10 protein-coding genes and 1 tRNA gene are annotated in these 16361 nt (G+C 30.6%); 4 read left to right on the top strand and 7 right to left on the bottom strand.

The window, feature by feature from the left end; translation table 11 throughout:
• Window positions 1-919 precede the first annotated feature (919 nt).
• Together folD and uvrA are read left to right on the top strand one after the other, a co-directional pair.
• Window positions 920-1801 (top strand): bifunctional methylenetetrahydrofolate dehydrogenase/methenyltetrahydrofolate cyclohydrolase FolD, encoded by an 882-nt coding sequence (folD, locus tag ACZ5QM_RS03135; protein ID WP_464182583.1) that lies wholly within the window; start codon window positions 920-922, stop codon window positions 1799-1801.
• Complete coding sequence (gene uvrA, locus ACZ5QM_RS03130) at window positions 1798-4626, top strand: excinuclease ABC subunit UvrA (protein ID WP_464182581.1); 2829 nt, start codon at window positions 1798-1800, stop codon at window positions 4624-4626. The genes folD and uvrA overlap by 4 nt, the downstream gene beginning before the upstream one ends.
• Here the strand turns inward: uvrA and ACZ5QM_RS03125 are convergent.
• Together ACZ5QM_RS03125 and hflX are read right to left on the bottom strand one after the other, a co-directional pair.
• Window positions 4618-4688, bottom strand: a tRNA-Gln gene (locus tag ACZ5QM_RS03125). The two genes, uvrA and ACZ5QM_RS03125, sit on opposite strands and share 9 nt — an antisense overlap.
• A gap of 54 nt (window positions 4689-4742) precedes the next feature.
• Entirely contained in the window at window positions 4743-5927 is a 1185-nt protein-coding gene (hflX, locus tag ACZ5QM_RS03120) for a GTPase HflX (RefSeq protein WP_464182580.1), read from the bottom strand.
• Window positions 5928-6028: 101 nt separating this feature from the next.
• On the opposite strand from hflX, the gene ACZ5QM_RS03115 reads away from it, so the two are divergent.
• Complete coding sequence (locus ACZ5QM_RS03115) at window positions 6029-7639, top strand: amino acid permease (protein ID WP_464182579.1); 1611 nt, start codon at window positions 6029-6031, stop codon at window positions 7637-7639.
• A 210-nt stretch (window positions 7640-7849) separates the two neighbouring features.
• Entirely contained in the window at window positions 7850-8311 is a 462-nt protein-coding gene (locus tag ACZ5QM_RS03110) for a methylated-DNA--[protein]-cysteine S-methyltransferase (protein WP_464182578.1), read from the top strand.
• Between the two features lie 63 nt (window positions 8312-8374).
• Here ACZ5QM_RS03110 and ACZ5QM_RS03105 read toward each other — a convergent pair whose 3' ends face one another.
• From ACZ5QM_RS03105 to recF, 5 genes are all read right to left on the bottom strand, one after another.
• On the bottom strand, window positions 8375-10909 hold the full coding sequence (locus ACZ5QM_RS03105) for an adenosylcobalamin-dependent ribonucleoside-diphosphate reductase (protein WP_464182576.1): 2535 nt from the start codon (window positions 10907-10909) through the stop codon (window positions 8375-8377).
• A 94-nt stretch (window positions 10910-11003) separates the two neighbouring features.
• Window positions 11004-12305, bottom strand: coding sequence for a glucose-6-phosphate isomerase (locus tag ACZ5QM_RS03100; protein ID WP_464182574.1), 1302 nt, complete (start codon window positions 12303-12305; stop codon window positions 11004-11006).
• Between the two features lie 15 nt (window positions 12306-12320).
• Window positions 12321-13319, bottom strand: coding sequence for an NAD(P)H-dependent glycerol-3-phosphate dehydrogenase (locus tag ACZ5QM_RS03095; protein WP_464182572.1), 999 nt, complete (start codon window positions 13317-13319; stop codon window positions 12321-12323).
• An 11-nt stretch (window positions 13320-13330) separates the two neighbouring features.
• Window positions 13331-14845, bottom strand: a complete 1515-nt coding sequence (gene lysS / locus ACZ5QM_RS03090; protein WP_464182571.1) for a lysine--tRNA ligase — start codon at window positions 14843-14845, stop codon at window positions 13331-13333.
• A gap of 121 nt (window positions 14846-14966) precedes the next feature.
• Window positions 14967-16067 carry a DNA replication/repair protein RecF gene (gene recF, locus ACZ5QM_RS03085; RefSeq protein WP_464182570.1) on the bottom strand — a complete coding sequence of 367 codons (1101 nt, stop codon included), beginning with the start codon at window positions 16065-16067 and terminating at the stop codon, window positions 14967-14969.
• Window positions 16068-16361 lie beyond the last annotated feature (294 nt).

Raw genomic sequence — 16361 nt, 5'->3', positions numbered from 1 at the left:
ACATGAATAACCTAACCAATATGAGCAATAAATTTTAGAATTTTTATCCAGATATTTCGTAATATAACATTATTAGCTAGCTCATTGAATTCAATATTCTAGTCGTTTATTGTAATGCAACAGAGTATAATATATTTCCATATCAAAATCTTGTATACTTCTTTCCGACCTCTGACTATATTACCAATTAAAGTTCAACCTAGTATCTCCAGAAACTTCAATGAAATCTATGAGCAAAAATATACTTTTTATATATTTTATACTAAAGTAATATCATAGAATATTCAGTGCCAATTGAATATTTTTACAAAAGGATATCTTTTTATCATTGTAAAAGAACTGTTATTATTCTAAATAAAACTTCCTTCCTATCATATCTACAATTATTTGATGAATTGCATACTCTTCATCAAGAATGAAATTATCTATTTTAGATTTCAACATTTAACGGGTTTTTATATTAATCAGTAATTTTTTTTAATTAAAATTACACTCTGAAATTCAGATATAGCAGTACTTAAGTTTAAACAACTTTTTTCAACATCTCTAATTAATTCATTAAAACATCTTTTTATGATTTTTTAAATTCTTACGAACATCACTCTTGCTAAATTGACTTACAATCTACATTATTTAGAAGTTCCAAGAAATTTTCATATTTATAAATCAAGCGAATTACTATAATTTTAAATAGAATATTACTTAAAATATTTGAACACCTCACTAAATACATATTCTAATTATAAAATCTTGAAGCAATTTCTAAACCTTATCACTGTTTCAATTTTATATTTTCAAATTATTAATCACCAATATTTTTATAAAAAAGAGTATATTTGAAAATTCTTTTCTTTTGTATTTAAATGAGCATTCTTAAAACTCAAAAAATATTACAATATAAAAAGCATAAATTTTAATTATGATAATAATAGATGGACGTGCCATTGCATCACAAATTAAATTAGAAATCGATGAAGAAGTACAACAAATTATTAGAAATGGAGAGAAAAGGCCTCATTTAGCAGCAATATTAGTTGGGAATAATAGTAGTAGCGAAGCTTATATTGCCAACAAAGTTAGAACCTGTAGAGAAGTGGGGTTTCAATCTACACTTATTCGTTACGAAACTAATGTGGCAGAGGCTGAGTTGTTAGAAACAGTTAAAAAACTAAATCAAGATACTAATATAGACGGTTTTATTGTTCAATTGCCTTTACCTAAACATATATCTGAGCAAAAAATAATAGAAACCATAGATTATAGAAAAGATATAGATGGATTTCATCCTGTTAATGTAGGAAGACTGGCTATTGGACTTTCTTGTTTTGTACCTGCTACCCCAGCAGGTATTTTAGAATTATTAAAACGATACAAAATAGAAACATCAGGTAAGCGTTGTGTAATATTAGGGAGAAGTAATATTGTAGGAAAACCAATCGCCAATTTACTCATAAAAAAAGCTTATCCAGGTGATTGTACTATAACAGTTTGTCATAGCCGAACGAATGATGTTCAGAAACACTGTTTAGAAGCTGATATTATTATTGCCGCAATGGGTGTACCAGAATTTTTAAAGGGGAATATGGTTAAAAATGGTGTTATAGTAATAGATGTAGGTATAACCCGTATCCTTTCTACACAAACTAATTCCGGATTTCAACTAAAAGGTGATGTACTTTTTAAAGAAGTTGCTCCAAAATGTTCGTACATTTCTCCTGTACCTGGAGGAGTAGGTCCAATGACCATTATTTCTTTGATACGAAATACACTTCTTGCTAGAAAGAAAGTTATTTATTCATGATAAATAGTGCGAATGCTAAATACCTTGATATACAAGGTGCTCGTGTACATAATCTAAAAAACATAAATGTAACTATTCCTCTTGATTGTTTTACTGTAATTACTGGCTTAAGTGGAAGCGGTAAGTCTTCACTAGCTTTTGACACTCTTTTTGCAGAGGGACAACGAAGATATATAGATACTTTTTCGACCTATGCTCGATCCTTTCTATATAGTATGGAACGTCCTGACGTAGATAGAATTACAGGGTTAGGTCCAGTAGTTTCCATTGAACAAAAAACTATTAATCGCAGTCCACGTTCTACCGTTGGAACAACAACAGAGATTTACGATTATTTACGCTTACTTTTTGCCCGAGCTGGCGAAGCTTATTCTTATATAAGCGGTGAAAAAATGATTAAATATACGGAAGAGCATATATTGGAGATGATTATAAATCGTTATAATGGAGAAAAAATCTATTTATTATCTCCTATTGTTAAAAATAGAAAAGGGCATTACAAAGAATTATTTGAAAAATTAGCCCAAAAAGGATTTTTGAATGTTCGAATTGATGAAAAATTACAGGAAATCGTTCCAAGTCTAAGACTTGACCGCTACAAAAAACATTCTGTAGAAATAGTTGTAGATAAATTATTAATTACTGACGTAGACAAAGAACGTATTAAAAACAGCATACATGTAGCAATGCGCTATAGTAGAGGGTTGTTGATGATATTGGAATCAGCGTCAGGTAAAATTAGTTATTTTAGTCGTCATTTAATGTGCCCTTCTACAGGATTATCATATAGTGACCCTGCTCCACATAATTTTTCTTTTAATTCTCCGCAAGGAGCTTGTCCAAAATGTAAAGGAATTGGGGAAATAGATAGGATAGATAAAAATCTGATTATTCCTTATCCGAATTTGAGTATTTTTCAAGGAGGTATTATTCCTTTAGGAAAATATCGAAATACATTAATTTTCAATCAATTAAAAATTATTTTAAATAAATACGAAATAGATTTAAAAACACCTTTAAAAGACTTTCCAAAAGAAGCTATTGATGATATTATGAATGGAACAACAGAGCAAATACCTATTTCTTCTTTCAATACAACTTATTCCGATTATCACTTATCATCATTTGAAGGGATATGCAAATACATCCTTATGCAAAAAAAAAAAGAATCTTCTCGATCAGCAATTCAGTGGGCAACTCAATTTATTACTACATCAATTTGTCCTGAATGCAATGGGCAACGAATAAATAAAGAAGCCCTTCATTATCGCATAAATGAGAAAAATATTGCTGATTTAGCATCAATGGAAATATCAGAATTACTTGACTGGGTTAATACTGTAGAACTTTACTTGAATAAAAAACAAAAACAGATAGCAACAGAAATATTAAAAGAGATACGAACTCGCATTCAGTCTCTTTTAGATATAGGATTGGATTATCTCACACTAAATAGATCTTCTACCACATTATCAGGAGGAGAAAATCAACGAATCAGACTAGCAACACAGATTGGTTCACAATTAGTAAATGTACTTTATATATTCGATGAACCAAGTATCGGTCTTCATCAAAGAGATAATATTCGTTTGATAAAAGCCTTAAAAAGGCTACGAGATATAGGTAATTCAATTATTGTAGTCGAACACGATAAGGAAATGATAATGAATGCAGATTATATCATTGACTTAGGTCCAAAGGCCGGGAAATTAGGGGGAGAAGTTGTCTTTGCAGGAACTCCTAATGAATTACTAAAAACAAATACTTTAACAGCCTCTTACATTAGTGGAGAAAACTTCATTCCAAATCAAAAAAGAAGAGAAGGGAATGAGAAAAATATTTTTTTAAAAGGTGCAAATGGTAACAATCTAAAAAATATAGATGTTATTTTCCCTTTAGGGAAAATAATCTGTATAACAGGAGTATCTGGCAGTGGAAAATCTACTTTAATTAATGAAACTTTACAGCCTATAATTAGCCAAAAATTATACCATTCGCTAAAAAAACCATTATCTTACCAATCAATAGAAGGATTAGAAAATATAGATAAGATAGTTAATGTGGATCAATCACCAATTGGGAAAACACCTCGTTCAAATCCAGCAACTTATACTGGTATTTTCTCTGATATACGCAATCTTTTTAGCAAACTTCCTGAATCAAAAATAAGAGGTTATAAGTCAGGACATTTCTCCTTCAATATCAAAGGAGGGCGTTGCGAAATTTGCAAGGGGAGCGGATATAAAACTATTGAAATGAATTTTTTACCTAATATATATGTCCCCTGTAAACAATGTCAAGGTAAAAGATATAATTGGGCAACACTAGAAATTCGATATAAAGGAAAATCTATTGCTGATATATTAGATATGACTATTAATCGGGCAGTAGATTTTTTCGAATGTTTCCCTTTTATAAACAATAAAATAAAAATACTACAAGGAGTAGGATTAGGTTATGTTTGCTTGGGACAACCATCTCCTACACTATCAGGAGGAGAAAGTCAACGAATAAAATTAGCTACTGAGCTTTCTAAACAAGATACAGGGAAAACACTTTATATTCTTGATGAGCCTACTACTGGACTACATTTTGAAGATATAAAAATTTTATTAGAAGTAATCAACAGTCTAGTAAATAAAGGAAATACAATAATTATTATTGAGCATAACATAGACGTAATTAAATCTTCCGACTATATAATAGATATGGGACCAGAAGGTGGGAAAAATGGAGGAGAAATACTATTCGCAGGAACTCCCAAACAATTAGTAGAATCAAAAAAAGGATATACTGCTCAGTTTCTCCAAACTGAGTTGTCCTGATAGGATTCGAACCCATACGCGCAGAATCAGAATCTGATGTGCTACCATTACACTACAGGACAATTAACGAATAAATAAATTATAAAATAGAATTAATTTAACAAAGTCTGTATTACTTAACTTTCTAAATAAAGGAAATTATTACAAGGAAAACATTGGAGATAAATTTCTTTTATTTTATTATACAGTTTTTCTCTTAATTCTTCAATGTTTTGTTTCTCTCTTGCCGAAATAAATACACAATTTTTTTTATGTAATTTATCCATCCACGCTTTTCTTAATTCGTCTAACGAAATATTTTCTCGATTTCTTAAAATTGAGTCATTTTCACTATCTGAAAAAGTATCTATTTTATTAAAAATAACCATCAAAGGTTTTTCTTCTTTATTAATTTTATTCAAGGTTTGAATTACCACTTCCACTTGTTCTTTAAACGATGGATGAGAAATATCTACAATATGCATCAATAAATCAGCTTCACGCACCTCATCAAGCGTAGATTTGAATGATTTTATCAATTCGGTAGGAAGTTTTCGTATGAATCCTACTGTATCAGTAAGAAGGAAAGCTAAATTATTAATGGTTACTTTGCGAACAGTAGTATCCAAAGTAGCAAATAATTTATTTTCGGAAAAAAAATTAGATTTACTTAATAAACTCATAAGTGTAGATTTTCCAACATTGGTATAGCCAACCAAAGCTACACGAACCATTCTTCCACGATTGCTTCTTTGAATTGATTTTTGTTTATCAATTTCTTTAAGTTCTTTTTTTAGATGAATAATTTTATTGAGAATAATACGATGGTCAGTTTCTAACTGAGTTTCACCAGGACCACGCATTCGAAAACTACCACCTCCACTTTGTCTCTCAAGATGTGTCCATAAATGAGTTAAACGAGGAAGCATATAATTATATTGTGCTAATCTTACTTGTTTTTTTGCATGAGCTGTTTGAGCCCGAAAAGCGAAAATATCTAAAATCAAACCTGTTCTATCTATAATATTAACTTTTAAAAGAGTTTCTATATTTCGTAATTGCTTGGGAGTAAGTTCATCATCAAAAATGACAACATTTATTTTATTCTCTTCATTTTTTTTTATAAAATCTTTAATTTCCTGTAACTTGCCTCTTCCAACAAAACTAATTGGATGTGGGTAGTCCAATCGTTGCGTAAATCGCTTTACCGATTGAATCCCTACTGTTTCAGCAAGAAATTCTAATTCATCAAGATATTCACTCAATTTTGTTTTATTTTGTACTGAAGTAATCAAACCAACTAACACAGCATTACTCATCATAATTATTTTTGTAAAGTTTGTAAAAATAGAAAATATTCTTTCAATGAATAAGCTTAAATTTATTTATATTTGCGGACTTTTACATTTAAAATTATTATTTGATGAGTATTTTTAAAACGAAGCCAATTTCTGTTTTGCTTTCTGAAGCAAAAGAAGAAGGAGGAAATACACTAAAAAAAACATTTGGATCCTTTAGTTTAATAGCTTTAGGACTTGGAGCTGTTATCGGTGCAGGAGTTTTTTCCATTACTGGGCTTGCCGCAGGTAATCATGCAGGACCTTCTATTATCATTTCATTCTTAATTGCAGCAATTGCATGTTGTTTTGCAGGATTATGCTACGCTGAATTTGCTTCCATGTTACCAGTAGCAGGAAGTGCTTATACTTATTCTTATGCTACTTTAGGGGAGTTTGGTGCATGGGTAATAGGATGGAATTTAGCATTAGAATACGCCGTAGGAGTACTTATTGTTAGTATTAGTTGGAGTCGCTATCTCGTAAAACTTCTAGAACAATTTTCAATACATATTCCTACAGAATGGGCAACTGGTCCTTGGGACGGGGGAATTGTTAATTTGCCTGCTGCCTTTATAATTATTTTAATAAGTTTGTTATTGATACGAGGAACAGAAAGTAGTTCAAAAGTAAATAACGTTATTGTCTTTTTAAAAGTAGCTGTAATTTTTACTTTTATCATTTTAGGACTAAAATTTATTAAATGGGAAAACTATCATCCCTTTATTCCTAAAAATAAAGGGATATGGGGTGAATTTGGAATTAGTGGAGTTATTCACGCTGCTGCTCTTATTTTCTTTGCTTATGTTGGTTTTGATGCAGTGAGTACGGCTGCTCAAGAAACAAAAAATCCGCAAAGAAATATACCTATTGGAATTATGTGTTCTTTAATACTATGTGCCGTGTTATATATCCTTTTCGCTTTTGTAATGGTAGGTGTAGCTAACTATACAGTTTTTCAAGGAAAAGATGGTACCGCACCGGTAGCAGTCGCTATTAGGGAAATGGGTACTTATCAATGGTTAAATTATACCATTATACCAGCTATACTTATTGGATTTGTGTCCGTTATGTTAGTGATGCTATTAGGACAAAGTCGTATTTTTTACTCTATGAGTCGTGACGGATTACTTCCTAAATTATTTTCAGAAATACATTCCAAGTATCATACTCCATATAAAAGTAATATATTATGTATGATAGCTATCAGTACATTTGCTCTTTTTGTGCCAGCAAATGTAGCTGGTGAATTATCAAATATTGGTACGCTTACAATTTTTAGTATCGTTTGTTTTGGCATACTAGTTATGAGGAAAAGGATGCCAGATATTCCTCGTTCTTTCCGAACTCCTTGGGTTCCTTTCATTCCTGTATTAGGAATGCTTGTATGTTTTTCTATGACATTTTTCTTGTCTTTCAAAACATGGATACTTTTAATTATTTGGATATTAATAGGATATGATATATATGCCTTTTATGGTTTTAAAAACAGTAAATGGGGAGTTAAGGATAAAAAAAGTTTTAATACGTTATCTATCATAGGAATAAGTATTTCTATACTTCTCTTGATACTTACTATTATTCTCCAATATCAAATTGGATGGAAACAAATGAAAATTATTATTTTAGAGATAATAACCTTATTTCATATTGGAATATATGTTTCCAACTTTGTTAAAAAAAAATGTGATTTTTGAATTACAATAATGATAAAATCTATTCTATTATTATCTATTCATATAGTTTTTGCATTAATAACAATAAATTTTGAGTGATATTTTTACTAAATTGAAGAATAAGACATTAATTCTTCTTATTAATTTAGTTACAACTGCATTTATAAGTATAGTGAAATTTGTTTGCTCTTTCTTCTTAAGTTGTCAAATAATATCGTTTAATATTTTTGTATGGAAACAGTGTATCATTATTTATCATCTATTGGATGTTTAGAAATAAAAGCAGAAGAAAAAACACTTACAGGCTTGGTTCTATGTAAAAACATAGAATTAGATAACTTTGTACCAGATCATCCAATTATCCAACAAACCTGCGTTCAACTAGATGAATACTTTTCAAAAAAACGTCAATCTTTCGATATTCCGTTTAGTATAATAAACGGAACAATATTTCAAAAAAAAGTATGGAAAGAATTACAACACATTCCATATGGAAAAACAACTAGCTATGCACAACTTGCACAATCTATATGCTTTTCAACTGCTTATCGAGCAGTTGGATCAGCAAATAGCAGAAATCCTATTGCCATTATTATTCCTTGTCACAGAGTAATTAATACCAATGGGAAATTAGGGGGATATGCCTACGGGGTAAAAGTTAAAAAACAATTATTAGATTTAGAACGATATTAAAGAAAATCTGAATTTAATAAATAAAAATAATTATAAATAATTAATCAGCTTATATCTTTGGTATTATCCACATACAGAATAACCACAGTGAGCACAGCTCATACAGCCTTCCTGGTAAACCAAATTTTCTTGACTACAATTTGGACATTTTTTCCCTTTAATCTTTGTACCTATTTTTATATACTTTTTCAATGCTCTTTCTACACCGCTTTTCCAAGTATTGATAGAACTATCGTTAAGATGCAAACTTTGCACAAGCTCTACAACTTGTTCTACTGGCATAGCATACCGTAATACACCAGAAATTAGTTTTGCATAATTCCAATATTCCGGATTAAATTTAGCAGAAAGCCCTTCTATCGTCGTTTTATATTCACGTTTATTGACATATTGAAAATCATAACGCCTATTTCCGTTTTCATCCAAATTTTTGATAATAATACCCTTTAAAACACTTTTAGGGAGGAAAATACCATTTTCCTCATCATTAGGACCAGTAAATATTTCATAAGGACAATTATTTAATATTCCTATAAAAGCAATCCACTTTTCTTTATTATTCTGAAATCTTACAACATCAGCTTCCAATTCATTTGGGCGCCTAGTTACAATAGTCGGCGATACAAAATTTTCTTCAAATTCTTTTTCTTTTGAAGCAGTAGCTACTAAGACACCATTGCGAGACCCTTCACGATAAACTGTACAACCTTTACACCCCGATTTCCAAGCTTCAATATACAGTTGATTTACTAATTCTTCTCTTATGTCATTCGGTAAGTTAATTGTAACACTAATAGAATGATCTATCCATTTTTGGATACGCCCTTGCATTTTAACTTTTTGCAACCAATCAATATCGTTAGAAGTAGCTTTATAATAAGGTGATTTTTTTATTAAATCGTCTATTTCTTGTTGTGTATACTTTTTTATTGTAGGATAACCATGTGCTTCCATCCAACTAACAAACTTGTGGTGAAAAACAGGATATTCTTCCCACGAATCACCCATTTCATCTACAAAATCTATTTTTATTACCACATCATTTGGGTTGACCTTACGTCTTCGCTTATAAACAGGCAAAAAAACAGGTTCAATACCTGAAGTTGTTTGTGTCATTAAAGAAGTTGTCCCAGTAGGAGCAATAGTAAGACAGGCAATATTCCTACGACCAAATCGACACATGTCTTCAATTAATTGCGGATCTGCTTCTTTTAATCGATTAATAAAAGGATTATTTCTTTCCCTTTCTGAACTGAATATTTTAAATGCACCACGTTCTTTAGCTAACTTTACTGAAGCTTTATAAACTGATAAAGCTAAAATTTTTTGAATCTTTTCTGCAAAATCAGTTGCTTCTTTCGTCCCATAACAAAGACCTAAAGCAGCTAACATATCACCTTCAGCAGTAATACCAATTCCTATTCTCCTTCCAAGCAAGGCTTTGTGACGAATTTTTTCCCATAGTAAATGTTCAGTATGTTTTATATCGTTTGGTTCATTATCAAATACTATTTTTACAAGAATAGCATCTATCTTCTCTACCTCCAAATCAACAATATTATCCATAATTCGTTGTGCCAACGCTGCATGCCACTCAAACAAATCAAAATCAAATTCAGCTTTTTTAGTAAATGGTTGTTTTACATAAGAATATAAATTAATAGCTAACAAGCGACAACTATCGTATGAACATAAAGGGATTTCTCCACAAGGATTTGTTGAAATCGTTTCAAATCCATTATCAGCATAACAATCAGGAATAGACTCTCTCAAAATAGTATCCCAGAATAAAACTCCAGGCTCCGCTGACTTCCATGCATTATGAATAATTCTATTCCAAATATCTATAGCATTTATTTCCATTACAATTTGAGGATCTTCAGAGTCAATAGGAAACTGTTGAGAAAAAGAAGCATTAGATTCAACTGCTCTCATAAATTCATCAGTTATTTTAACTGAAATATTTGCCCCTGTTATTTTCCCTTCATCCATTTTAGCATCAATGAATGATTTTACCTCTGGGTGCTTTACAGATAGTGATAACATCAGAGCTCCACGTCTTCCACCCTGTGCCACTTCACGTGTAGAATTAGAGTATCGCTCCATAAACGGAACTACTCCTGTTGAAGTAATAGCTGAATTATTCACAGAGCTTTCTTTTGGACGAATGTGAGATAAATCGTGCCCAACACCTCCTCTACGTTTCATTAGCTGAATTTGCTCCTCATCAGTTCTCATTATCCCACCATAGGAATCCATCTTATTTCCAATAACAAAACAATTGGATAAAGAGGTTAGTTGATAGTTATTTCCTATTCCAAACATACTCCCACCCTGTGGAATAAGGTATTTAAAATTTGATATAGCTTTAAGAATCTTTTCTTCAGTAAGTATGGGATTAGGATATCTTTGTTCAATTCTTACAATTTCTCTTGTTATGCGCAGATGCATTTCATCAGGGGTACCTTCAAAATATTCTCCTTTATTACTCCTTAATGCATATTTATCAACAAACACTTTTGCAGCTAATTCATCACCGCAAAAATAATCAAGAGAGCTCTGATACGCTTCTTCAAAAGTATAAATCTTATTTCTCAAGCTAATAAAAAGTTAATTCTTTAATATTTTATTCCAACCTAACTATATCAATCCAGAAAATATCTAATTAAGAAAAATAACATTATTTTGAATTTTAATATTCATATCCAGGTTTTTTAAGTAAAGTAAACATATTTTTTTTGTATGCTTCTACACCTGGCTGATCAAAAGGATTAACTCCCAATAAATAACCGCTAATACCACAAGCTCTTTCAAAGAAATACAACAATTGCCCTAAATAGTATTCATTCAACTCAAGAAGCTCTATCTTAATATTAGGAACCCCGCCATCTACATGAGCAAATTGTGTCCCTAATTCCGCCATTTTATTAACATAATCCACTCGTTTCCCAGATAAGAAATTCAATCCATCTAAATCTTTTTCTTCTAAAGGAACTTCTACTCTATATTTAGGATTAACAATAGATATCACTGTTTCAAAAATATTCCTCTCTGCTTCTTGAATCAATTGCCCCATAGAATGTAGGTCAGTAGTAAAATCTACCGAAGCTGTAAAAATACCTTTATGCTCTTTCCCTTCACTTTCGCTATAAAGTTGTTTCCACCACTCAGCCACATAATGTAATTTTGGATGAAAATTAGCAAGAATTTCTATTTTCTTCCCAACTTTATATAATTCATTACGAGTAGATGCATAAAGCTCAGCTAGATTGTTTTCAAAAGGAACATCACTTGACGTAGCTTTTTCCATATCAACTGCCCCAGAAATTAATTGCTCAATATCTATTCCAGCTATTGCCATTGGCAGTAATCCAACAGGTGTTAATACAGAAAATCGACCTCCTACATTATTTGGAATAACGTAAGTTCTGTATTTCTCTTCTACTGCCAAAGCACGTAAAGAACCACGAACTTTGTCTGTCACAGCAACAATTTTCTTTTGAGCATTAATTTTCCCTATAGAATCTTCCAATTGTTTTTTTAAAATACGAAAAGCTAATGCTGGTTCAGTAGTTGTCCCAGATTTAGAAATATTAACAATACCAAACATTTTTCCTTGCAAATATTCAGACAATTCATATAGATAATCTTCATTAATGTTATGTCCAGCATAAATAACCAATGGCTGTTCATTTTTCAAGATACTAAACGAATTTGCAAGAGCAGTAATTACTGCTCTTGCACCGAGATAACTTCCACCAATACCAACCATTACAACAATTTCACAATCAGAACGAAAACTATCAGCAGTTGACTGAATATCATTTATATCTTTTTTTTTGATAAGAGAAGGGAGATGTACCCATCCTAAAAAATTTTTCCCTTTCCCATTTCCAGTTTCCAACATTTCATTACATTCTTTAGTTTTAGCTGCTTGTGCAAAAATTTGCTCTTCTGTAATTACTCTTACTGTTTTGTCAATATTCAATTTCATAACTTTAATTATTACTCATTCAAGTATCTTTGATAACTGTTGTACTATTGATCTTACCGGTTTACTCTCGTATAAAATAGAATACATTGCGTCTAATATAGGCATACTTACGTAGTATTTATTATTAATTTCTTTGATACATTTAATTCCAAAGTATCCTTCAGCAACCATTCCCATTCCTATTTGAGCTGCTATAATAGAATATCCTTTACCTATCATTGTTCCAAAAAGTTGATTACGACTAAATCTTGAATAAGCTGTCACCAATAAATCCCCTAAATAAGCTGAATCATACAAATTCCTCGTCATAGGACTTACAATTTTAACAAAACGTTTCAACTCTTTCATTGCATTAGAAACAAGTACTGCCCTAAAATTATCACCATACTTCAAACCTTGACAAATACCAACGGCAATCGCGTATACATTTTTTAATGTAGAAACGTACCCTATTCCAGAAATATCATTACTAACAAGAACTTTTACATAACTTGTAGTAAGTAATTTTACAAGCTCTTGTACATATTTTTCATTTCCACAACCTATCGTAATATACGATAATCTTTCTAAAGAAACTTCTTCAGCATGACAAGGACCTCCTAACACAGCAATATTATCTATTGAAATATTATAATATTTAACAAAATAATCGCTTACTAACATATTTTCATTTGGAACAATACCCTTGATAGCTGATACAATAAATTTATTGTTTAATGGCAAATAAAGATTTTTAAGATGTTGTTTAAGATAAGGAGAAGGAACAACAAAAAACAAAATATCACACTTTTTAACTATTTCATTGATGTTACTATGAAAAAATATCTTTTCCATATCAAACTTTACATCTGGTAAATAAAATGGATTGTGTTTTAGTTCTTTGAATTCTTCAATCTGCTCCATACGACGCATATACCAATGAAAATCAATATACTTATCAGAAATAATTTTAGAAATAGCAGTAGCCCAACTACCACCACCTAATACTCCTATTTTGCGCGCACTATTGTTCATTAATTAGATTATCAATTTGTTTTTTTTGGGCGCATTTGAGGAAAAAATAGTACCTCCTGAATAGAGGTTTGACCTGTCAGCAACATTACTAAACGATCCATTCCAATTCCTATCCCTGATGTTGGAGGCATTCCATATTCCAATGCACACAAAAAATCTCGATCTATGAACATTGCCTCATTATCTCCCTTTTCCGAAAGTTTCAATTGCTCTTCAAAACGTTCACGTTGGTCAATTGGATCATTTAATTCCGAATATGCATTGGCTAATTCTTGCCCATTTACTATTAATTCAAAACGTTCTGTCAATTCAGAATTTTGCCTATGGCGTTTACAAAGTGGAGACATTTCCTTTGGATAATCAATTATAAAAGTTGGTTGAATATACTTCCATTCACATTTTTTACTGAATATCTCATCTATAAGTTTACCGCTACCTATCATCTTATCTTCCTCTATATGTAATTGACGACAAACATCACGTAATTGATTTTCATTCATTCCAATAATATCAATGCCTGTATTTTCTTTAATAGCATCAATCATAGTAATCTTCCTATAGGGAGTTCCAAAATTAATTAAATGTTCTCCTATCTTTATTTCAATATTTCCTAAAACTTTCATACAAACATACTCGAGCATTTGTTGGGTAAAATTCATCATCCATTTATAATCTTTGTAAGAAATGTAAATCTCCACAACAGTAAACTCTGGATTATGCATCTTATCCATACCTTCATTACGAAAATTACGAGAAAACTCATAAACACCTTTAAATCCACCAACAATCAATCGTTTCAAATACAGCTCATTAGCGATACGCAAATAAAATGGAATGCCCAACGCATTATGGTAAGTAACAAAAGGACGGGCAGTTGCTCCCCCAGGAATACTTTGCAAGATAGGAGTATCTACCTCTATATAATCTCTTTCATTAAAAAAATTTCGAATAGAATTGAAAATTTTCGTTCTTTTCAAGAAAATATCCTTGGTACCTTTATTAACAATTAAATCTACATAACGTTGCCTGTAACGTAACTCAGTATCATTATAGGTATCGTAAATTACCCCTCCTTTGCATTTGACAATGGGGAGCGGACGCAAAGACTTGGAAAGCAAGGTTAAATTACTTACATGTATTGATATCTCACCCATTTTTGTACGAAAAACATACCCTCTTATTCCAATAAGATCACCAATATCGAGCAATTTTTTAAATACTATAGAATAAAAATCCTTATTCTCAGTCGGACAAAGACTATCACAATTAATATAAAGTTGTATTTTACCAACAGAATCTTGAAGCTCTACAAAAGAAGTTTTACCCATAATTCGACGACTCATTATTCGACCTGCCACAGACACCTCCCATAGTGGAGCATCTTCCTTGAATTCTTTTTTTATATCTGTAGAATAATCTGTTACAAGATATTCCTCAGCAGGATATGGATCAATTCCTCTGTTTCTTAATTCCTCCAGACTTTTACGTCGGAGTATTTCTTGTTCACTCAAATCAGACGTACTCATTATAATAATAAAATCACAATTCAATAAAAAACAAATATAAAGACAATATTTTGGATTTTAAAAAACGGGCAACTCATATAACTATATATATGTAAGAACATATATTAAATAAAAACTGTTTTCATAAGAATTCTCCAATTACTCCACCATTTACTGAAAAAAGTTTATAACTATGTTGCACACTTGCTAAAATATCATCCAAATGCTTACAATTTGTATCAGTAATAAATATTTGTCCAAAAATAGATTGAGTTACTAAATGGATAATTTTTTCCACTCGATTTGTATCCAATTTATCAAATAAATCATCTATCAACAATATAGGAATGGAGGATCCTTTTTGAACTAAAAAATTAAACTGTGCCAATTTCAAAGCAATTAAATAAGTTTTATTTTGTCCCTGAGAGCCAACTTTGCGAATTAAGTAATCATTAAGTATAAAATTAAAATCATCTTTATGAATTCCTATGCTAGTAAATCCTAACATTTTATCACGTTCTCTTTTTTCAGATAACAACTCTAATAAAGAATAATTGTCCAAATGGGATATGTATTCTAAGTCTACTGCTTCATTTTTACTTCCAATTGCATAGTAATATTTCTTAAATAAAGGTAAAAAATCAGTTGTGAATTTTTTTCTTTTCTGATAAATAACCTCACCAGAGATTGCCATTTGCTCTTCCCAAATTTCGAACTCTTCACTAGATGACGAATGAAAAGTTCTTCTTAGCAGGAAATTCCTCTGTTGTAAAGCTTTATTATAGTGAATCAATGCTCTCAGGTATTCTTTGTCGTATTGACAAATGAGCATATTAACAAATTTTCTACGCCCATTACTTCCAGATTGAATAATATCTGTATCAACAGGAGAAATCATAACAGTAGGAATCAATCCAATATGTTCAGAAAGTCTCTCATATTCTTTCTTGTTTCGTTTAAAGACTTTTCGTTGTTTACGCCTTATTCCACAGTAGATTTCTTCTGTATTCTCTTTATCTTTGTAAAAAGCATGAAGAACAGAAAAATTTTTATTGTGATTAATTAACTGTGAATCTATCATGTTAGTGTAACTTTTCGTGAAAGCAAGATAATACAAAGCATCAAGCAAGTTTGTTTTTCCAACACCGTTGTTACCAAAAAAATAGTTTATTTTAGGTGAAAAAGAAAGTTCGCTTTCTTCTATGTTTTTAAAATTCAATATAGTTGTCATTTCTATAATCACGCTATATAAAGTATAATATTTAAATATTAATTAGAATATTAGATTTAAGTAAATTCATTTGGGGATAAATTAAGTAATACGAAAAATACTTAATTTATTCAAAATTTAATAACAGGGAATCGTAAGAAGAATAATTTTTTATAATTAGTTTTGGAAATATCTTTAACCTTATCTCATTCAAAACTTCTAGAAAAAAAATACACCTCATAATTTATGTTTCATACTTTTGTAAAGTACATGAGTGCGGTATCACGAGGAATAATAATACTTTACCTTACTAATTTATTTTAATGT

It is taken from the genome of Azobacteroides sp. (SeqCode) (genome assembly GCF_055395615.1).
The sequence above is the reverse complement of the archived record's forward strand: the minus strand, read 5'-3'. Positions and strand labels throughout refer to the sequence as shown.